This is a genomic window from Yinghuangia sp. ASG 101 (genome assembly GCF_021165735.1).
Taxonomy (GTDB): domain Bacteria; phylum Actinomycetota; class Actinomycetes; order Streptomycetales; family Streptomycetaceae; genus Yinghuangia.
On sequence record NZ_CP088911.1, the window covers coordinates 4041639 to 4061343 of the forward strand.

16 protein-coding genes are annotated in these 19705 nt (G+C 72.2%); 8 read left to right on the plus strand and 8 right to left on the minus strand.

Going from position 1 to position 19705, the window contains the following annotated elements; translation table 11 throughout:
• Positions 1-79 precede the first annotated feature (79 nt).
• Both LO772_RS17280 and LO772_RS17285 read left to right on the plus strand, forming a co-directional pair.
• Positions 80-1897 (plus strand): hypothetical protein, encoded by a 1818-nt coding sequence (locus tag LO772_RS17280; protein ID WP_231779299.1) that lies wholly within the window; start codon positions 80-82, stop codon positions 1895-1897.
• A 160-nt stretch (positions 1898-2057) separates the two neighbouring features.
• The gene (locus LO772_RS17285; protein ID WP_231779300.1) at positions 2058-2738 is read left to right on the plus strand and encodes a DedA family protein; all 681 of its coding nucleotides are present in this window, start codon (positions 2058-2060) and stop codon (positions 2736-2738) included.
• 287 nt (positions 2739-3025) lie between these two features.
• Here the strand turns inward: LO772_RS17285 and LO772_RS17290 are convergent, their stop codons facing one another.
• A complete protein-coding gene (locus LO772_RS17290) occupies positions 3026-3463 on the minus strand; it encodes a hypothetical protein (protein WP_231779301.1) in 438 nt (145 codons plus the stop codon).
• Positions 3464-3933: 470 nt separating this feature from the next.
• Here LO772_RS17290 and LO772_RS17295 point away from each other — a divergent pair, with 470 nt between their 5' ends.
• Positions 3934-4119: a DUF397 domain-containing protein gene (locus LO772_RS17295; protein ID WP_231779302.1), complete on the plus strand. Its 186-nt coding sequence runs from the start codon at positions 3934-3936 to the stop codon at positions 4117-4119.
• 192 nt (positions 4120-4311) lie between these two features.
• Here LO772_RS17295 and LO772_RS17300 read toward each other — a convergent pair whose 3' ends face one another.
• Together LO772_RS17300 and LO772_RS17305 are read right to left on the minus strand one after the other, a co-directional pair.
• Complete coding sequence (locus tag LO772_RS17300; RefSeq protein ID WP_231779303.1) at positions 4312-5163, minus strand: helix-turn-helix domain-containing protein; 852 nt, start codon at positions 5161-5163, stop codon at positions 4312-4314.
• Positions 5164-5395: 232 nt separating this feature from the next.
• Positions 5396-5794, minus strand: a complete 399-nt coding sequence (locus LO772_RS17305) for an SseB family protein (protein WP_231779304.1) — start codon at positions 5792-5794, stop codon at positions 5396-5398.
• 128 nt (positions 5795-5922) lie between these two features.
• Between LO772_RS17305 and LO772_RS17310 the strand changes: the two genes are divergently transcribed.
• From LO772_RS17310 to LO772_RS17325, 4 genes are all read left to right on the plus strand, one after another.
• Complete coding sequence (locus LO772_RS17310; RefSeq protein ID WP_231779305.1) at positions 5923-7758, plus strand: acyl-CoA dehydrogenase; 1836 nt, start codon at positions 5923-5925, stop codon at positions 7756-7758.
• Positions 7759-8244: 486 nt separating this feature from the next.
• Positions 8245-9426 (plus strand): UDP-N-acetylglucosamine--N-acetylmuramyl-(pentapeptide) pyrophosphoryl-undecaprenol N-acetylglucosamine transferase, encoded by a 1182-nt coding sequence (locus LO772_RS17315; RefSeq protein ID WP_231779306.1) that lies wholly within the window; start codon positions 8245-8247, stop codon positions 9424-9426.
• 161 nt (positions 9427-9587) lie between these two features.
• Positions 9588-10760: a hypothetical protein gene (locus LO772_RS17320; protein ID WP_231779307.1), complete on the plus strand. Its 1173-nt coding sequence runs from the start codon at positions 9588-9590 to the stop codon at positions 10758-10760.
• 95 nt (positions 10761-10855) lie between these two features.
• Entirely contained in the window at positions 10856-12145 is a 1290-nt protein-coding gene (locus LO772_RS17325) for a M18 family aminopeptidase (RefSeq protein ID WP_231779308.1), read from the plus strand.
• A gap of 14 nt (positions 12146-12159) precedes the next feature.
• Here the strand turns inward: LO772_RS17325 and LO772_RS17330 are convergent, their stop codons facing one another.
• Together LO772_RS17330 and LO772_RS17335 are read right to left on the minus strand one after the other, a co-directional pair.
• The gene (locus LO772_RS17330) at positions 12160-14043 is read right to left on the minus strand and encodes an NHL domain-containing thioredoxin family protein (protein ID WP_231779309.1); all 1884 of its coding nucleotides are present in this window, start codon (positions 14041-14043) and stop codon (positions 12160-12162) included.
• Positions 14044-14124: 81 nt separating this feature from the next.
• The gene (locus LO772_RS17335) at positions 14125-14901 is read right to left on the minus strand and encodes a carbon-nitrogen family hydrolase (protein WP_231779310.1); all 777 of its coding nucleotides are present in this window, start codon (positions 14899-14901) and stop codon (positions 14125-14127) included.
• Between the two features lie 164 nt (positions 14902-15065).
• Here LO772_RS17335 and LO772_RS17340 point away from each other — a divergent pair, with 164 nt between their 5' ends.
• Positions 15066-15881, plus strand: coding sequence for a maleylpyruvate isomerase family mycothiol-dependent enzyme (locus tag LO772_RS17340; RefSeq protein ID WP_231779311.1), 816 nt, complete (start codon positions 15066-15068; stop codon positions 15879-15881).
• A 63-nt stretch (positions 15882-15944) separates the two neighbouring features.
• Here the strand turns inward: LO772_RS17340 and LO772_RS17345 are convergent, their stop codons facing one another.
• Genes LO772_RS17345 through pdhA form a run of 3 tightly spaced genes read right to left on the minus strand, consistent with a single transcriptional unit; the run spans position 15945 to position 19626 of the window.
• On the minus strand, positions 15945-17441 hold the full coding sequence (locus tag LO772_RS17345; RefSeq protein WP_231779312.1) for a dihydrolipoamide acetyltransferase family protein: 1497 nt from the start codon (positions 17439-17441) through the stop codon (positions 15945-15947).
• An 11-nt stretch (positions 17442-17452) separates the two neighbouring features.
• Positions 17453-18421 (minus strand): alpha-ketoacid dehydrogenase subunit beta, encoded by a 969-nt coding sequence (locus LO772_RS17350; RefSeq protein ID WP_231779597.1) that lies wholly within the window; start codon positions 18419-18421, stop codon positions 17453-17455.
• 32 nt (positions 18422-18453) lie between these two features.
• Positions 18454-19626, minus strand: coding sequence for a pyruvate dehydrogenase (acetyl-transferring) E1 component subunit alpha (gene pdhA, locus LO772_RS17355; protein WP_231779313.1), 1173 nt, complete (start codon positions 19624-19626; stop codon positions 18454-18456).
• Positions 19627-19705: the final 79 nt, after the last annotated feature.

Below are 19705 nucleotides of genomic sequence, written 5' to 3' on the forward strand. Positions count from 1 at the left end.
CGCGGGTACGGCGCTGATTGCTCGGACCGCCGCCGCCGGATTCAACGGATCAATGGATACACGGAATCGGGGAAGCGTCGTGAGCGTGCTGACGCCTTCGGGCGAACGCGTGTCGACCAAGGCCGCGGCGATAATGAGCAGCCCGTCCGCCAGAGAACGGGCTCGCGTGGTCTGGCTGGCCGTCGCCATGTTCGGTCCGGCGGTCTTTCTCGCGGTTTCGGCCTACCGGAGACGTTGGATAGGCGACGACGGCCTGATCTTCGTGCGGGTATCCGAGCAGATACTCGCCGGAAACGGTCCCAACTTCAATGTCGGCGAACGCGTCGAGGCGGCGACGTCGACCGCGTGGCCGTGGCTGATCGCGCTTCTCGGCGGTGCCACCGGCATCGAACTCACGCTGCTGGCCGTGTATGTCTCACTGCTGCTGACGGTGGTCGGCCTGGTCGTCGCGAGTGTCGCGGCGCAGCGGCTGTACGCCGGCGGCCCCGGGGCGCGGTGGCCGGTTCCGGCCGGGGCCCTGGTGATCGCGGCTCTGCCGCCCTTCTGGGATTTCGCCACCTCGGGCCTGGAAATGGGCCTGATCTTCGCGTGGCTCGCGACGACGTGGTTCCTGCTGATCAAGCTCGACCGCCAAACGTCCCTGCGGCGGGCCGTGGCCACGGTGTTCCTGGTGGGCCTCGGCGTCCTCGTCCGGCCGGACCTGGCCATCGTCACCATCGTGTTCGGCGCCGCCGCCTGGCTGCTGATGCGCCCGTCGTGGCGGCGTCTGCTGCTTCTGCTGGTCGTCGGCGGTGCGCTGCCGGTCGCGTACCAGATTTTCCGTATGGGCTATTACGGGATGACGCTGCCGAATACCGCGATCGCCAAGGAGGGCAGCGAGAGCGAGTGGGGCCGCGGCTGGACGTATTTCGCGGACTACTTCGATCCGTACGTGCTGTGGATTCCGCTGGTGCTGCTGCTGGTGAGCGTTGTCGCGACGCTTTTCCTGGCCCGCAACGGCGCTTGGCTCGAATCGCGTACGTTCGTGCTGGTGACCGCCGCGCTGCTGTCCGGAATCCTGCTGCTCGGCTATGTGACGATGGTCGGCGGCGACTTCATGCACGGCCGCCTGCTGCTGCCGGGGACATTCGCGCTGCTGCTGCCGGTGATGGTGGTTCCGAAACGTCCGCTGCACGTGAACGTGGCCGCCGGGGTGGCGGTGTGGTCGGCGGTGTGCGCGATCACGCTGCGGGTGCCCTACGCGGCGATGGGCCCGAACATGATCGAGGACACTCGGGCCTGGTACCAGCAGTGGACGTACGAGGAAAACCCGATGACCGACGACGCCTACAAATCGGCGTTCTTCGGTCGCCTCAAGGGACTGCACAACGCGTGGGTGGAGGCCGGGAAAGACCCGAGCGGGCAGGTCGTCTTCTTCACCTACTACCACAACCCGAAGGAATTCTGGCGGCTGAACTTCGACTTCCGCTCGGCCCCCGTGAATTACCACGTCAAGGTGACCGACTCGATAGTGTACGGAGCCCTCGGCCAGCCCGCCGTGGTCGTCCCCACCAGCGGCCTCGCGATCGACATCTTCGGATTGGCGAACCCGTTGGGCTCGCATCTCGAACTCGACTACCGGACCCGGTCCGGGCACGACAAGCTGACCCCGCCGGAATGGATCGTCGCCGATTTCGTTCCCGAGGGCGCGCCCATCGACATGCGCAACCTCGACCCGGCCAAGGTCACCGCCGCCCGCAACGCGCTGAAATGCGCGGAGATCGCCGAGCTGCGGCGCGCCACCCGGGCGCCCATGTCGTGGTCGCGGTTCTGGGACAACCTCACGGGCGCGTTCTCGCGGACATCGCTGCGTATCCCCACCGATCCCATCGAGGCCGAGAAGAAGTTCTGCAAGTAGGCCGACCGGTCGCCACGGCCGCCCGGGCACAACGGACGAACAGGCCTCGCAGCCCGTCGAGTCCGCTATGAGGTAGCTCACCACCGCCGCGGGGAACAGCACGCTGTCCCCGGTTGCTGACGGTTGTGGGAAGCGCCGTGCCCGGGGACGGAGGCCGCACGTGGTCCACGACATCGTCAGCGTGTTGCCGCCCCCGCTGGTGCTCGCGGTGGTCGGTGTCGCGGTGGTCGCCGAGTCGGCGCTGCTGTTCGGGCTCGTGCTCCCCGGTTCGACGCTGCTGGTCGCGCTCGGCCTGACCACCCGCCTGGGGGATGTGCCGCTCGCGGCGGCCCTGCCGGTGGCGATCGCCGCCGCGGTGGTGGGCGGCCAGATCGCCTATCTGCGCGGTCGGCACCACGCCGGTACGCTCACGTCGAGTCGCCTGGCCAACACGGTGCGGCGCGCGGAGCAGATGGTCGTCCGGCACGGCGTGTGGTCGATCGCCGTCGCGCAGTGGATCGCCGGGCTCCGGACGTTCACGCCGCGGCTGGCGGGACGCGCGGAGCTGCCGTACCGCACGTTCTGGCTCACCCAGATACCCGTCGCCGCGATCTGGGCGGCGGCGTTCGTGTCGGTCGGGCACTTCGCGGGGATCGCGGTGCAGGAGCGCATCGGTACGGCGGCGACCATCGCGGGCGTCGCCGTGGTCGCGGTGGCCCTGGTCGTGTACGCGGTGCGCCGCCGGAAGTCCCGCGGCGCCGCATCGGATCCGCCTTCGGAGCCGGCCCCCGCGGGCGAGGTCTCGGGGCCGCCGCTGCCCGGTACGTGGTCCGCCGGCCCGTGGCTGCGGTCCCGCCGGTAATCTGGCGCGCCCACGCCGGATGAACATTGGATGAATACGGCAACTCCCGTACGGATAGGGCCGGTTGCGCGCGGGTAACGCTCCGGGGCCGTCGAGGGGAGACGACCGTGTCCAAGAAGACCCGGAAGCGCAGGACCCGCCGCAGGAACCGCGCCAACCACGGCAGGCGCCCGGCCTGACCCGACGAATCGGGACCAACAGGACCCCCGGGAACGCACCGCGAGAGTCGCCGTGAACGCCGGACGCCCCGCACCGCGACCGCCGCGGCGCGGGGCGTCCGCTCGCCGTCACCGCTGCGGGGTCTCCCCGCAGGACGGGGCGATTTTGTCGACCGACACCCTGGTGTTGACGGCGACGTCGGGCACGTAGCCCCTCGCGCCGTCGGCCTCCACCAGGTCCCAGGTGCGGCTGGTGCCGCCCCACCCGAGGGATTCGGACCCCTCGGTGTGGCATATGACCTTGACCGCCTGGCCGTGGCCGAGGTCGCGGACGGCGGGAGCGTCCGCGGAGGGGCCGGCCCGCAGGGCCGTGGTGCCGAACTCGGCGATCACGACCTCGCGCGGCGTGGCCGGCCGCCCGCCGTCGTCGGTGCCGCGCAGCGCGCCGAGCGCGACGAGGACCACGACGGCCGCGATGACGCCGGGACCGGTCCAGGTCCGTTGCGGCGTCTGGACCACCACGTTCGAGCCGCGCGGCACCCGCACGGCGCTGTTGTCATGGAACAACTTCCTCACTCCCCGAAACCGAGGGGCGACCGGTGCGCGCCGGGCGTACGCCGACGCACGCGGCTGAGCCCTTTCGATGGCCAACGCCCTTCGATAGCCTGGGAGTCTGGCGAGTCCCGAAGACGGTGTCCGAAGTCGCGATGGCCGTTGCCGGTGATTCGACGGGGAGAGACGGCGTGTCGACCGCGAATCGGCATGCCGCCTCTCCCCCGCATGAACGAACGCCGAAGTGGGAAGGCGTTGTTCGGACACGCGTGTGCCGAACCCGCCCGACTCCGGCGCAGGTGCGCCGAGCGCGCCTGCTCTGTGAGACAAACCCCTGTCGACTTTGTGGAGTTCGTCGGCGATTCTTAAGGATCCTCCTTATCCCGGCGGCCTCGGCCGCCACCCGTTGCGGATTCTCGTGCCAACGACGCCACGACTCCCGCTGCGGCTGACTTCTCAGGTCCGGCTTCAAGGGAGAAGAAGGCGTGGCAGAGATCATCACGGCGAACACGCCATGGCGGCGCAGCAGTCACAGCCAGACGGGAAACTGCGTGGAGGCCCGTGCGGACGCCCGGATCCTGGTACGGGATTCCCGGCGCCCCCACGGACCACGAGTCGGTGTCGCCACCGAGGCGTGGCGGATGTTCACCGAGGGTTTGCGCGGCGCCTGAGGGTGGCCCGGGCATGGGTGCCCCCGTCGGGCGATGGAGCCCCGCGTCGCACATGCCTGCCCCCTTTCGGCGCACCGGCTGTCGGCCTTTCGGCTACCACCTGGCCATCCGCCGTAGTGAAAAGTGCCAGGTGTCACTTTGCCGCAGTACCATTTGACCGCACCAAGATGCGCGTGACAAGGGGGAGTTGCCTCAATCCAACCGTTCCAGCGCGTCGTCGATCATCTTCAACACGTCGGCCCCGGCGGCCATTTCCTCCAAGGCGAAGAAGGAGTCCAGGTACTCCTGCTGCTTTCCGCCGGTGGGCTCGGAGATGATCATTTCGCCTTCGGCGCCCTCGATGTAGAGCACGAGCGATTCCACGTCGGGGAATTCGAACAGCGCGTACCCGCGCCGGTGCCGCCGGTAGAGCCCGGCGGTGAAGGGCACGATCTGCAGGGTCACGGTCGGGCGCGTGGCGAGCTGCCGCAGGTGCCGCAGCTGCTCCCGCATGACGTCCGGCCCGCCGACGACCCTGCGGATCACCGACTCGTCGACGATGAAGTGGGTCTCCGGCGGCTCCGCGCGCGCGAACAACTTCTGCCGCTCCAGCCGGAGTTCGACACCCCGGGCGATCTTCGCGGGCTCCATGCCCGCGCTCTCCATCGCCTGCGCGGCGTAGTCGGCCGTCTGCAACAGGCCCGGCACCACGGTGATCTCGAAGTTGCGCAGGGTGGACGCGACCGACTCGTAGCTGATGTAGGCGCCGTACTCGCGCGTCAGCACGTCGCTGTATTTGTCCCACCACGCCGACCTGCGCACGTCCTTCGACAGCGCGAGCAGCCTGTCCTGCTGCTCGGGCTCGACCTGATAGTGCGTCAGCAGGACGCGCAGGTCGTTGGTCGAAATGCGGTTGCGACCGCCCTCGATCCTGATCAGCTTGCTCAGCGACCAGTCCATGGCGTCGGCGACCTGCTGCTGCGTGAACGAATGCCGCTCCCGAAGCCGCCGCAGTTCCGCTCGGAGGCGGGCGAGCGAAACCAGCGGATCCGGAGTCTGGGGCATGGCGGTGCTCCCCTGTGTAGAAAACCGATGGGACGTCATAACCACGTACGGCAATGTGACCTATGGCAGTTGGCCACGCAGCAGAGCCTAGTACCGCGACGCGCTCGGCACACGTCCGGACGCAAAGCGCAACAGGGTGGTGATTTCCGTGAATCATGCCCGAAGTACGGTGCGGCCACCGCACGGGCCGTCCCGCCGGGGTGGCCGGCCGGACGAGGCGCCTGCGGCTGGGTCAGCCGTACATCCGGCGCATCGCGAAGTTGATCATCTGCTCGATCGCCTTCGCGTCGAACATCACCCGGTGCTCGCCATCGAGGTCCAGGACGAACCCGTAGCCGTCGGGCAGCAGGTCGAGCACCTCGGCACCGGTGACGGTGAAGTGCCGGGACTCGTCGCCGGCGTAGCGCTTCAGCTCCTCCAGCGAGGAGAACATCGGGATGACGGGCTCGGGCGTGTTGTGCAGCGCCAGAAAGCCCGGGCGGTCACCGCGGGGGCAGAAGACCTTGGAGGCTATGAAGACGGACTGGAAGTCCTCGCCGTTCATCATGCCGGTCGCGAAGGCGCGCACGGCGTCGGTCAGGCTGGGGGCCTCCGCCCGCACCTGGGGTTCCTCGGTCGCGTAGCCGTACACGTCCTCGAGATTAGCGCGTCCCGTCGCCCGATTGGCCGCAGACCGGGATTGCCAAAGTTACCCGTGAGTAGCATCATGGGGTTACCAGCCAGTAAGCACAGCCTACGACGAACAGGCGGAGCCACACCATGGGCCACTACAAGTCGAATCTCCGCGACCTCGAATTCAACCTTTTCGAGGTGTTCGGCCGCGAGCAGGTCTACGGCAGTGGCCCGTTCGCCGAGATGGACGTCGACACCGCCCGCTCGATCCTCACCGAGGTCGAGAGGCTGGCCGTCGGAGAACTCGCCGACTCCTTCGCGGACGCGGACCGCAACCCCCCGGTCTTCGATCCGGCGACGCACAGCGCGACCCTGCCCGAGTCGTTCAAGAAGAGCTACAAGGCCTACATGGACTCCGAGTGGTGGCGCCTCGCGCTCCCGGAGGACATGGGCGGCACCGCCACCCCGCTCTCGCTGCGCTGGTCGGTCGCCGAGCTGGTCCTCGGCGCCAACCCCGCCCTGTGGATGTACGCCGCCGGCCCCGACTTCGCCCACGTCCTCCACGTCCTGGGCACCGACGAGCAGAGGAAGGTCGCCGCCCGCATGGTCGACGGCCAGTGGGGCTCCACCATGGTCCTCACCGAGCCGGACGCCGGCTCCGACGTCGGCGCGGGCCGCACCCGGGCCGTCCGCCAGGAGGACGGCTCCTGGCACATCGAGGGCGTCAAGCGCTTCATCACCTCGGGCGACCAGGACCTCACCGACAACATCATCCACCTCGTCCTGGCCCGCCCCGAGGGCGCCGGAGCCGGGACGAAGGGCCTGTCGCTGTTCATCGTGCCGAAGTTCCACTTCGACTGGGACACCGGCGAACTCGGCGCGCGCAACGGCGCGTTCGTCACCAACGTCGAGCACAAGATGGGCCTCAAGGCCTCCACGACGTGCGAGCTGACCTTCGGCGGCACGGACGGCATCCCGGCCGTCGGCTGGCTCGTCGGCGAGGTGCACAACGGCATCGCCCAGATGTTCCGGATCATCGAGTACGCCCGCATGATGGTCGGCACCAAGGCCATCGCGACGCTGTCGACCGGCTACCTCAACGCGCTCGACTACGCGAGGCAGCGCGTCCAGGGCGCCGACATGACGCAGATGACCGACAAGACCGCACCGCGCGTGACCATCACCCACCACCCCGACGTGCGGCGCTCGCTGATGACGCAGAAGGCGTACGTCGAGGGCATGCGCGCGCTGGTGCTCTACACCGCGACGTGGCAGGACCGCATCGCCCAGGCCGAGGCCGAGGGGCGCCGCGACGAGGCCGCCGAGCGCGTCAACGACCTGCTGCTGCCCATCGTCAAGGGCTACGGCTCGGAGAAGTCGTACGAGCAACTGGCCCAGTCGCTGCAGACGTTCGGCGGTTCCGGGTTCCTCCAGGAGTACCCGGTCGAGCAGTACATCCGGGACGCGAAGATCGACACCCTCTACGAGGGCACCACCGCGATCCAGGGCCAGGACTACTTCTTCCGCAAGATCGTCCGCGACCAGGGCCAGGCGCTCACCCAAGTGGCGGGCGAGATCCAGGAGTTCATCGCCTCCGACGGCGGCGGCGAGACGCTCGCCCCGCAGCGGGCGCTGCTCGCCCGGGCCGCCGAGGACGTCCAGGGCATCGTCGGCACGCTCATCACGCAACTGATGGCGTCCGAAAAGGAGATCACCGAGATCTACAAGGTCGGCCAGAACACCACGCGCCTCCTCCTGGCCTCCGGCGACCTGATCGTCGGGTGGCTCCTCCTGCGCCAAGCCGCCGTGGCCCTCGACAAGTTGGCCCAGGGGCCGAACGCGCGCGACAAGGCGTTCTACCAGGGCAAGGTCGCCGCCGCGAAGCACTTCGCGACGAACGTGCTGCCGCTGCTCACCCCGCAGCGCCTCATGGCCGAGCAGACCGACAACACGCTGATGGACCTCCCGGAGGAAGCCTTCTGAGCACCGCGACCTGACACCCCGCCAGAACGCGTCCCCCGCACCCCGTTTCACCGGGTGCGGGGGACGCGGCGTATCGGACGGGGACGCGGCGTATCGGGCGCGGGCGGGCGGCGCGGTACGTGCGGGGACGCGGCGTATCGGGCGCGGGGGGGCGGCGCGGCACGCGCGGGCACGGGGCGTATCGGGCGGGCGTGGGCGGCACGGCACGCGCGGGCACGGGGCGTATCGGGCACGCGGCGTATCGAGCGGGCGCGGGCGGCACGGTGTGCGGGGTCGCGGTGTGTCGGGCAGGGCAGGCGCGGGGGAACGGCGAGCGCCAAGTACGGGGGACGCGGCGGGGGTTGTTGCGGGGGCGTTGCGGGGGCTTGTGTGGTCGGGCGGGGTGGGGCGTGGATCTTCTGGGAGACTCACCGAGGCGGATGGCGCCGGCACGCGTCGTCACCGCCGACTCCACACGCCACCGCCGGAAAGGGCCGCGCCTCCCCCATGCAGACCTTGCCCCCGCCGCCGACCCGTCCCCTGCGGATCCTCCTCACCGGAGGAGGGACGGGCGGACACGTCTACCCGGCCGTCACCGTCGCCCGCACCCTGCGTGCCCACGACACCGGCTCGATGATCGAACTGCTGTACGTCGGCAGCGCGGGCAGCCTGGAGGAGCGCGTCGCCGGGCAGGAAGGCATCGCGTTCACCCCGGTCCGGACCGGCAAGCTCCGCCGCGCGTCCAACCCGATCCACATGATCAACACGGCGAACCTGCGCGACGCGGCCCGGGTGCCCCTCGGGGTCAAGGACGCGATGAGCATCGTCAAGCGGTTCGACCCGCACGCCGTCCTCGCCACCGGCGGGTACGCCGCCGTGCCGATCGGCATCGCCGCGGAGACGCTGCGCAAACCGCTCCTCATCCACGAGCAGACCGTCGGCATGGGCCTGGCGAACCGGATCCTCGCCCGCCGCGCGAACCGCGTCGCGCTGTCGTCGGAGGCGTCCCTGGCCCACCTGCCCGCCGGGGTCAAGGCCCGGGCCCTCGTCACCGGCAACCCCGTACGGCCCGAACTCGCCGAGGGCGACCGGGACAAGGCCGCGCAGGCCCTCGGCTGGGACGGGCACCGGCCCGACCTGCCGACCGTCTACGTCACCGGCGGCGCGCAGGGCGCCCAGCAGATCAACACGCTGCTGGCCGCCGTCCTGCCCGACGTGCTCGCCCGGGCCAACATCGTCCACCAGTGCGGCCCGGCGAACGTCGAGGCCGCCACGGCGGGCGCCGCGTCGCTGCCGGAGGCCGAACGCGCCCGCTACCACGTCGTTCCGTTCCTCGGCGCCGAACTCCCCCATGTGTTCGCGCTCGCGGACGTGGTGGTCTCCCGCAGCGGCGCGGGCACGCTCGCCGAGCTGACGGCACTCGGCAAGGCCGGCGTCCTCGTGCCGCTGATGACCTCCGGCGGCAACGAGCAGGTGCACAACGCCCGCCACCTCGCCGACGCCGGCGCGGCCCACGCCCTCGTCGGCCCGGACGCCACCCCCGAGCGGCTGCGCGGCGTGCTGCTGGACCTGCTGACGGACACCGAGGCGCGCGTCGCCACCGCCAAGGCCGCGCTCACACTCGGCCGCCCCGACGCCGCCCGCGACCTCACGCGCGTGCTGCTGGAGCTGGCCCACCGGCGCGCGTGACCGGCGCCGGGACACCCGGAAGCCGCGCCGGCGGAAAGCCGCGAACGGCACGGCTTCCGGGCGGTCGCGCGGCCGGCCGCGCGACCGCGGCGCCACCGCGCACCGCCCGGTTCACCACCCGGTCTCCCGGCGGACACCGGCGCACGCCACAATCGGCGGGCATGACCGTCAGCCCGTCCGAGGAGTCCACCAAGCCCGGCTTCGGCACCTACCTGCGCGCCTGCGCGTCCGGCGGCGCGCTCGGCGCCGGGATCGCGTGCTGCGTCGTGGCGTTCGTCCTCGAAAAATGGTTCCTGCTCGCGGTCGGGGGCGGACTGATCACGGCGAATGTCGTGCTCGTCGTCGCGTGGGCCACCTACGCCTCGCGCAGGGAACGGGGGGAACGCGCGGAACGCGGCGCATCCACGGCGCCCGAGCCGGTGTTGGCCCTCGCGCGGATCGAGAGCCGCCGCGCGGTGTCGTCGGAATCGGCGGACATCCCGGTCGAGTTCGTGCTGACGGTCGCTCCCGACGACGCGCGCGCGTACCGCGTCAAGCTCACGCAGAGCGTCAACCTCGTCGACATCCCCGACTACAAGCCGCGCACAACCGTCGTCGTCCGCACCCGGCCCGACCGGCCGTGGGATGTCACGATCGTCGCCGAGCCCGACGACGACTGGGTCCGCAGGGCGGCGGCGGAGGCCGTCGACTCGGCCCCCGAGTCAACGCTCGTCGAGGCCCCCGGCGAGGACGTGGAGGGCGGGGTCTGCCTGGTCGTCATCGTCGGGCTGCTGCTCGGCGCCGCGCTGGTCGTCCTCGCGAACCGCGGCGACCTGTTCGACGACGACACCGCTCCCGGCCGCCCGCCGAGCAGCACGTCCACCACCACGACGGACGTCGCGGTCAGCGAGGAGAGCATGCTCGCGCCCGGCGAAATGCGCCGCGCCGCGGAGGAGTTGATGGCCCTCGCGGGCACCGGCCAGGCCGTCCGGTTCAGCATCGACGAGTCCTCCGTGACCCTGGAGGCCCCCCAACCGGCCGACCCGCGCCTCGTCGACGGCTTCGAGTTCCGCGACGACGAGGCCCAGACGGAAGGCCCGAGCGGCACGCGTTCGACGGGCGGCGGCACACCGCTGATCGACCTGCGGGCCATCCCGTACGAACGGCTTCCCGAACTGGTCGCCGAGGCCAAGGCCTCGCTGGGCCTCACCGCGCCCACCGGCTGGCACATCGCCTTCGATCACGACCCGCGGTCGGGCGAACTGGTGATCCGCGTATCGGTGCTCGACGACTACGGCAGCGCCTCCCTGACCGCCGACGCGCACGGCACCGTGACCCACCGGTCACCGCGCTGACCTGCCCGTCAGCGCCGACGACGCGCACGGCGTACGCTCGTCGGCGAGCCATCCGGACGACCACCCGCGGTCGCGACGCACCGCGAAGGAGCAGCATGACCTCCCCCCTCGGACACCGGTTCGACCGGGCGCACACCGACGACCTGATCCGGTACATCACCGCGAGCCCGTCGCCGTACCACGCGGTCGCGGTCGCTGCCGAACGGCTCGCCGCCGCCGGGTTCCGCCAGGCCGTCGAGACCGAGCCCTGGGAAGGCGGCCCGGGCGGGCGCTACCTGGTGCGCGGCGGCGCGCTGATCGCCTGGTTCGTCCCGGAGGGGGCCACCGGCCCCACCGGCTTCCGCATCGTCGGCGCCCACACCGACTCGCCGAACCTGCGGGTCAAGCCGCGCCCCGACACCGGCCGGGTGGGCTGGCGCCAAGTGGCCGTCGAGCTGTACGGCGGAACCCTGCTGAACACCTGGCTCGACCGCGACCTCGGCCTGTCCGGGCGGCTCGCGCTCCGCGACGGCGGCGAACAGCTCGTGCACATCGACCGCCCGCTGCTGCGCGTCCCGCAGCTGGCCATCCACCTCGACCGCGCGGTCAACGAGGGCATGACGCTCGACAAGCAGCACCACATGACGCCGGTGTGGGGGCTCGGCCCGGTCGTCGAGGGCGACCTCGTCGAATACGTCGCCAAGGAGGCCGGGGTCGCGCCCGGCGACGTGGCCGGGTGGGACCTCATGGTGCACGACGTGCAGCCCCCCGCCTACCTCGGCCGCGACCGCGAACTGCTCGCCGCGGCCCGGCTGGACAATCTGGTGTCGGTGCACGCGGGGCTGGCCGCGCTGCTGACCGCCGCCGCGAGCGACGGCCTCGCGCACGTCCCGGTGCTCGCCGCGTTCGACCACGAGGAGGTCGGCAGCGCGTCGACGACCGGTGCGGGCGGACCGCTGCTGGAGAACACGCTGCGGCGCGTCGTCGGCTCGCAGCACTGGGACAACCAGGCGCGCGCCTTCGCCGACACGCTGTGCCTGTCGAGCGACGTCGGGCACGCCGTCCATCCCAACTACGCCGAGCGCCACGACCCCGACCACCACCCGCTGCCCAACGGCGGGCCGATCCTCAAGGTCAACGCGAACCAGCGCTACGCGACCGACGGGAAGGGCCGCGCGGTCTGGGCGGCGGCGTGCGAACGCGCGGGCGTGCCGTGGCAGACGTTCGTGAGCCGCAACTCCATCCCGTGCGGGACGACGATCGGGCCGATCACCGCGACCAGGCTCGGCGTCGAGACCGTCGACGTCGGCATCCCGACGCTGTCGATGCACTCGGCCCGGGAGCTGTGCGGCGCGTCCGACCCCTATCTGCTCGCGTCGGCGATGAACGCGTTCCTGGAGAGCTGAGGCCCCGGCCGCGGTCAGGCGTCGGGCCCGGCGTCGGGCGCGTCGAGGCCGGCCAGGACGAGGACCAGCTCGTCGGGGCCGCCCTCCACGACGCGCACCGGCACACCCCAGTCCTGCTGGTGCACGTGGCACGCCGGGTATTCCGCGGGCTTGCCGTCCGGGCCGAGGGCGTCGCAGGACGCCGCCATCGCCGAGACGTGCAGCACCCCGTCGCCGACGGCGTCGTCGAGTACGAGGGTGCGCGTCAGCGCGGTGCCCGGCCCCTCGCCGGAGCGGAGCATGCCGGGCGGGCCGGCTTCGACCAGCAGGCGCGTGGCGGGCCCGTACCGGTCGTCGAGCTTCTGCCCCGGCGGAGCGTCGAAGACCACGCGCAGGCGGACGCTGCCCGGCCCGATCTCGACCGGCGGGCGGGCCGTGCGGTGCGCCCGGGCGGGCATCGAGGGCGCCTCGTCGGGCACCCGGACGCGGGTGAGCCGGTGCGCCGCCGACTCGACCACCATGACGTACACGCCGTCGTCGTCGGCGACCACCACGGCGTCGGACGGCTCGCGCAGGCCCGCCACGAGCGTGGTGACCGCGCCCGTGACCGGGTCGAAGCGCCGCAGCGCGCCGTTGTAGGTGTCCGCGACGGCGACCGAGCCGTCCGGCAGGGTCGTGACGCCCAGCGGGTGCTGGAACAGCGCCTGGCTCGCGTCGCCGTCCCGCAGCCCGAAGTCGAACAGCCCCTCGCCGACGGCCGTGGTGACCTGGCCGTCGGTCAGCTCGCGCAGCGCGGACGTCTCGGCGTCCGCGATCCACAGCGTGTGCCCGTCCGGCGAGACGGCCAGGCCGGACGGCTGCGCGAACCACGCGGTGTCCACCGGGCCGTCCTCCAGCCCCTCGTTGGTCGTGCCCGCGAGCACGTCGACGGCCTCGCCGACCGGGTCGAACTCCCACAGCTGGTGCACCCCGGCCATCGCGACCACCACGCGCCCGCCGAACCACGCCACGTCCCACGGGCTCGACAGGTCCACGGACCGCGACGCGCCCGACGTCGGCGCGCCCTGCCACCACTGGCGGCCGGTGCCCGCGACGGTCCGCACGGTGCCGGTCGCGAGGGAGACGCCCCGCAGCGCGTGGTTCGCTGTGTCGGCCACCACGACGTCGTAGCCGACGTGCGCGGCGACCTCCGCGGGCAGCAGCGCGAGGCCCTGCGGCTCGGCGAACGACGCGTGGCGCGGCCCGCCGTCGACCAGGCCGCGCTGCCCGCCGCCGATGCGGCGGAGCACCGTGGTCCCGTCGTCGGCCAGCTCGACCAGCGAGTGGTGCCCGGAGTCGGACGCCAGCAGCGTGCCCGACGGCAGCCGCAGCGCCTTGCCGGGGAACCGCAGGTCGGTGCGCGGCGCCTCGGCGGGCACGTAGGGCCCGTCGCCGCGGTGCAGCGTGCCCTTCTCGGCGTGCTCGGCGACCAGCTCGGTGACCAGGGCGTCGACGGCGTGCGCGTGGCCCTCGCCGGCGAGCTGGGCGACGACGTACCCCTCGGGGTCGATCACCACCAGCGTCGGCCAGGCGCGGACGGCGTACTGCCGCCATGTGGTCATGTCGGGGTCGTCGAGGACCGCGTGCCGCACGTCGTAGCGCTCCACCGCGGCGAGCACGGCGCCGTGGTCGGTCTCGTGCGCGAACTTGGGCGAATGGACGCCGACCACGACGAGGACGTCGCGGTATTTCTCCTCCAGCTCGCGCAGCTCGTCGAGCACGTGCAGGCAGTTCACGCAGCAGAAGGTCCAGAAGTCCACCAGCACGCACTTGCCGCGCAGGTCCGACAGGGTGACGTCCTTGCCGCCGGTATTGATCCACCCCCCGGCTCCGACAAGCTCGGGGGCGCGGACACGGGCTCGGCGCGGGGTGCTGCTCATGAACGCAAGTCAAACACTTGGTGCGCCCGTTTGCCCGCAGGCGCCGGGCGGGAGGCCGGGGACGACGCCCGGCGGCGTGCGTCAGCCGAAGCGGCGGTCCTTCAGGACGGGGAAGTCGTTGCGGGTCTTGGCCACCAGCGCGGTGTCGATCTCCGCGGTGAGCACGCGGCCGTCCGCCCCGGCCTCGGCGACGATCTCGCCCCACGGGTCGACGACGACGCTGTGCCCGCCCTGCGCGACACCGGCCTGGCTGCCGGCGGTGTTGCAGGCCAGCACGAACACCTGGTTCTCGACGGCGCGGGCGCGCGCGAGCAGCCGCCAGTGCTCGACGCGGCGCGCGGGCCACGCGGCGGGCACGACCAGCACCTCGGCGCCCGCGTCCAACAGGAGCCGGAACATCTCCGGGAACCGCAGGTCGTAGCAGGTGGCGAGGCCGATGGTGCCGAACGGGGTCGGGCAGACCACGGTCTCGGAGCCCGGGCCCATGATCGCCGCCTCGCCGCTGTCGAAACCGAAGCGGTGGATCTTGCGGTACGACGCGCGCAGGCCGCCGTCGGGGCCGAACAGCAGCGACGTGTTGTAGCGGGCTCCGGCGTCGTCGCGCTCGACGATGCTGCCGGCGTGCAGCCACACGCCCGCGTCCCGGGCGGCGTCCGCCATCGCGTGCGCGGTGGGGCCGTCGAGCGGCTCGGCGCCCGCGTCCCAGGCGGCGTAGTCCCAGCCGCCGACGGCCCACAGCTCGGGCAGCACGACCAGGTGGTCGCCGGCCCGCTCGCGCACGAGCCCGGCGGCCTCGGCGACGCGGTCGGCGAGCGGCACGGCGAGGTCGACATCGAGCTGGATCAGGGACACCCGCACGCAGACCACCACATCCCATGACTGTTGTGAGCCGAACCTCGGGGGCGGTCGTTCCGCTTGGCGCGAACCTGCTGCCCCGGCCTCTTTCGAAGCGTAACGTGCCTGATTGGACTCCGGGTCCGGGACCGGGCCGAGACGGGACGCCACGACACCAGAGGTTTGCCGTGAGCAATGAACTCCAGTACCTCGTCGACGCGTGGGAGCAGTCCGCGGACTCGCTCGCCGACGTGGTCGCCGGACTCACCGAGGGGCAGTGGAGCCGGGCGACCGAGTGCCCCGGCTGGTCGGTCCGCGACGTCGTGTCGCATGTGATCGGTGTCGAGCGGGAGTTGCTGGGCGACCCGAGGCCCATCCACAGCCTACCGAGCGATCTGGCGCATCTGCGGCCCGGCGACGAATTCGCCCGCTACTGCGAGATACCCGTGGACGTGCGCCGCTGCCACACCGCGGCGGAGATGACCGGCGAGCTGGGCGACATCGTGCGGCGGCGGCTGCGGATGCTGCGCGAGAGCAACTGCGCGCCGGAGACCGAGGTGCGCGGCATGATGGGGCGCAGTACGCCGTACCAATACCTGTTGCGGTCACGCGTGTTCGACGTGTGGACGCACATGCAGGACGTGCGTCGCGCGATGCGCCGGCCGGGTGACCTCGACACCCCGGCGGCGCGGGTGTCGCGGGACTTCCTGCTCACGCGCCTGCCGCGCGTGGTCGCCGAGGACGCGCGGATCGCGCCGGGGCACGCGGTGGTGTTCGACGTGCACGGCCCGCTGGAGTTCATGCGCACGGTGACGGTCGCGCCGGGCGGGCGCGGGACGATCGGCGAGCAGGTCGCGCTGGCGCCGCTGGTGGCGCTCACGACGGACTGGGAGACGTTCGCGCGGCTGATGTGCGGGCGGATCCGCCCCGCCGCGGCGGACCTGAAGATCGAGGGCGACCGTCAGGCCGCCGACCGGGTGCTGGCGGCGATCGCGGTGACGTGACGCCCGGGCACGCCGTCGGCGGACGGGAGCCGCGGTGTCGCGGTTCCCGTCCGCCCCGGCCGGTCAGCTCCAGGCGATCAGACGCTCGGGCCGTTCGAGGGCCGCCGCGGTGTCGGCGAGGACCTTCGAGCCGAGTTCGCCGTCCACCATGCGGTGGTCGAACGAGAGCGCGAGCGTGGTCACCCGGCGCGGTCGCACCTTGCCCTTGTGGACCCACGGCAGCTCCCGGATCGCGCCGACCGCGAGGATCGCCGCCTCCCCGGGGTTGAGGATCGGCGTACCGCCGTCGATGCCGAAGACGCCCACGTTGGTGATGGTGACGGTGCCTCCGGCCAGGTCGGCGGGCGCGGTCCGGCCGGCCCGCGCGGTCGCGGTGAGGTCGGTCAGCGCCCGGGCCAGGTCGACCAGGGAAAGCGCGCCCGCGTCCTTGATGTTCGGGACCAGCAGGCCGCGCGGGGTGGCCGCCGCGATGCCGAGGTTGACGCGGTCCCGGATGACGATCTCCTGGTTCGCCTCGTCCCACGACGCGTTGACGTCGGGGTTGCGGCCCACCGCGCCCAGCAGGGCCGTGGCGACCAGCAGCAGCGGCGAGACCTTCACCTCGGCGAACTCGGGGAGCGCGCGCAGCTTCTTGACCAGCTTGACGCTGCGGGTGACGTCGACCTGGACCCACTCGGTGACGTGGGGTGCCGTGAACGCGCTCGCCACCATCGCCTCGGCCGTGGCCTTGCGGACGCCCTTGACCGGGACGCGCCGTACGCCCCCGGAGGGGACGGTCGCGGCCCCGCCCGGGGACGCGGCCCGCTCGGCGGCCTCGTGGACGTCCTCGCGCGTGACGACGCCGCCGGGCCCGGTCGGGACCAGGGACGCGAGGTCGACACCGAGGTCGCGGGCGAGCTTGCGCACGGGGGGTTTGGCGAGGACGAGCACGCTGCCCGCGTGCGCGGGCCGGTCGGCCGTGGTCCCCGCCGTCGTGCCGCCCGTCGCCGCGGGCGGGGCCGCCTCCGGACGCAAGGGGGTCACGGTCGGTGCGGGAGGGGGCGGGGCCGCCGCGACGGCCTCCTTCGGTGCCGCCGCGGGCGCCGGACGGGCGGGGCCGCGCGCCGGGCCCCGGGCGGGGCCGGACGACGTGGTCCGGGGGCGGCGGCGCGCGCTCGCGGTGCGCACGCCGTAGCCGACGAGGACGGCCTCCCGGCCGGCGCCGGGGTTCTCGGCGCCGTTCTCCCCGTTCGGCGCGCCCTCCGGGCCCTCGCCGCCGGGTTCCCGCCCGGCGTTCCCGCCGCCGTTCGCCTCGGCGGGCTCCGGCTCCGCGCCGGAGTCCACGCGCACGCTGATGATCGGCGCGCCGACCGCGACGGTGTCGCCCTCGGCGGCGAGGAGTTCGGCCACCACGCCGTCGTACGGGCACGGGAGTTCCACGAGCGCCTTGGCGGTCTCCACCTCGACGATCACCTGGCCGTCGGTGACGGTGTCACCGACGGCCACCTGCCACGCGACGATGTCCGCCTCCTGGAGGCCCTCGCCGACGTCGGGCATCACGAACTGCCGGGTCTGTGCCATGCCGGTGCTCCTCACCACGCCAGCGAGCGGTCGACGGCGTCGAGCACCCGGTCCAGGTCGGGCAGGTACTCCTCCTCGATCCGTGACGGCGGGTACGGCGTGTGATAGCCGCCGACCCGCAGCACGGGGGCCTCCAGGTGGTAGAAGCACCGCTCGGTCACGCGCGCGGCGATCTCGGCACCGACGCCGTGGTAGGTCGGCGCCTCGTGGACGACGACGAGGTGCCCGGTGCGCCGTACCGACTCCTCGACCAGGGGGAAGTCGACCGGCGAGATCGACCGCAGGTCGACGACCTCCAGGTGGCGGCCGTCGTCCGCCTCGGCCGCGGTGGCCGCGTCCAGGCAGGTCTGCACCATGGGCCCGTAGCCGACCAGCGTGCAGTCCCGGCCGGGCCGCACGACGCGGGCGCTGTGCAGGGGGTCGGGGGTCGCGGCGGGGTCGACCTCGGCCTTGGTCCAGTAGCGGCGCTTGGGTTCGAGGAAGATCACCGGGTCGTCGGAGGCGATGGCCTGCTGGATCATCCAGTAGGCGTCGACCGGGTTCGACGGCGAGACGACGCGCAGGCCCGCGGTGTGCGCGAAGTACGCCTCGGGTGACTCGCTGTGGTGCTCGACCGCGCCGATGCCGCCGCCGTAGGGGATGCGCACGACGACGGGGACCTTCACGTGGCCGAGCGCCCGCGCGTGCATCTTGGCCAGTTGCGACACGATCTGGTCGTACGCGGGATACACGAACCCGTCGAACTGGATCTCGGTGACCGGACGGTAGCCGGCCAGCGCCAGGCCGATCGCGGTGCCGACGATGCCGGACTCCGCGAGGGGGGTGTCGACGACGCGGTCCTCGCCGAAGTCCTTCTGGAGGCCGTCGGTGACGCGGAAGACGCCGCCGAGCTTGCCGACGTCCTCGCCCATGATCAGGGTCTTGGGGTCGTCCTCCAGGGCGCGCCGCAGGCCCGCGTTGATCGCCTGGGCCATCGTCATGCCGGTCGGCCGGCTGCCCGTGGTGTCGGCCATCACTGTCCGCCCTCCTGCCCGTGGTGTGCGCCGTGGTCGGCGAACGACGCGTGGTAGGCGCTGAATTCGGCCCGCTCCTCGTCGACCAGCGGGTGGGGTTCGGCGTACGCGTGGTCGAACATCAGCGTCGGATCGGGGTCGGGCATCGTGCGGACGCCGTCGCGGATCCGCTTGGCGAGTTCGTCGCTCTCCGCCTGGAGGTCCGCGAAGAAGCCGTCGTCCGCCAGGCCGTTCTTGTGCAGGTAGGCCTTCAGGCGCTCGATCGGGTCCTTGAGCTTCCATGCCTCCAGCTCGGCGGCGAGGCGGTAGCGCGTGGGGTCGTCGGACGTGGTGTGCGCGCCCATGCGGTACGTGAACGCCTCGACGAGCATGGGGCCTTCCCCGCGGCGGGCCCGCTCCAGCGCGCCCCGGGTGACGGCCAGGCACGCCAGGACGTCGTTGCCGTCGACGCGTACCCCGGGAAATCCGAAACCCGCGGCGCGCTGATACAGCGGCACCCGCATCTGGCGTTCCGTCGGCTCGGAAATAGCCCATTGATTGTTCTGGCAGAAAAATACGACGGGCGCGTTGAAAACCGCCGCGAAGGTAAATGCCTCGCTGACGTCGCCCTGGCTGGAGGCGCCGTCGCCGAAATACGCGATGACCGCGCCCTCGCGACCGGAACGCTGTTGTCCCATCGCATATCCGACCGCGTGCAAAGCCTGCGCGCCGATGACGATGGTGTAGAGGTGGAAGTTATTGGTGCCCGGATCCCAACCGCCGTTGTTGACGCCGCGGAACATCCCGAGCAGATTCAGCGGGTCCACGCCGCGGCACCACGCGACGCCGTGCTCGCGGTAGGTCGGGAAGGCGTAGTCGCGCGTGCCGAGCGCCCGGCCGGAGCCGACCTGGGCGGCCTCCTGGCCGAGCAGCGACGCCCACAGGCCCAGTTCGCCCTGCCGCTGCAGGGCGGTGGCCTCGGCGTCGAAGCGGCGGACCAGCACCAGGTCGCGGTAGAGGTCGCGGTATTCGTCGTCGGTCAGGTCGAGCGACCAGTCCGGGTGCTCGACGCGCTCCCCCTCCGGGGAGAGCAGTTGCACGAGCCCCGGGGTCGGACTCGCGTCCGGGCCCGGGTGTGCCGGAGTGGTGGGGCCGGCGCCCTCGGGGGGCCCTCCCACATGGTCCACTGCCACGTTTTTCTCCTCGGTCTGTCCGGCCCTCGGGATCGCCGTGGGCCGAATCCGGTTTGCCGGGTCCGGTCACCGCGCGGGG

What these genes read in the sequence shown, in the direction of transcription:
- LO772_RS17300 (WP_231779303.1), bottom strand. Translation starts at nt 5,163, where the DNA reads ATGCCCCAGACTCCGGATCCGCTGGTTTCGCTCGCCCGCCTCCGAGCG.
- LO772_RS17310 (WP_231779305.1), top strand. Translation starts at nt 5,923, where the DNA reads ATGGGCCACTACAAGTCGAATCTCCGCGACCTCGAATTCAACCTTTTC.
- LO772_RS17315 (WP_231779306.1), top strand. Translation starts at nt 8,245, where the DNA reads ATGCAGACCTTGCCCCCGCCGCCGACCCGTCCCCTGCGGATCCTCCTC.
- LO772_RS17320 (WP_231779307.1), top strand. Translation starts at nt 9,588, where the DNA reads ATGACCGTCAGCCCGTCCGAGGAGTCCACCAAGCCCGGCTTCGGCACC.
- LO772_RS17325 (WP_231779308.1), top strand. Translation starts at nt 10,856, where the DNA reads ATGACCTCCCCCCTCGGACACCGGTTCGACCGGGCGCACACCGACGAC.
- LO772_RS17330 (WP_231779309.1), bottom strand. Translation starts at nt 14,043, where the DNA reads ATGAGCAGCACCCCGCGCCGAGCCCGTGTCCGCGCCCCCGAGCTTGTC.
- LO772_RS17345 (WP_231779312.1), bottom strand. Translation starts at nt 17,441, where the DNA reads ATGGCACAGACCCGGCAGTTCGTGATGCCCGACGTCGGCGAGGGCCTC.
- LO772_RS17350 (WP_231779597.1), bottom strand. Translation starts at nt 18,421, where the DNA reads ATGACGATGGCCCAGGCGATCAACGCGGGCCTGCGGCGCGCCCTGGAG.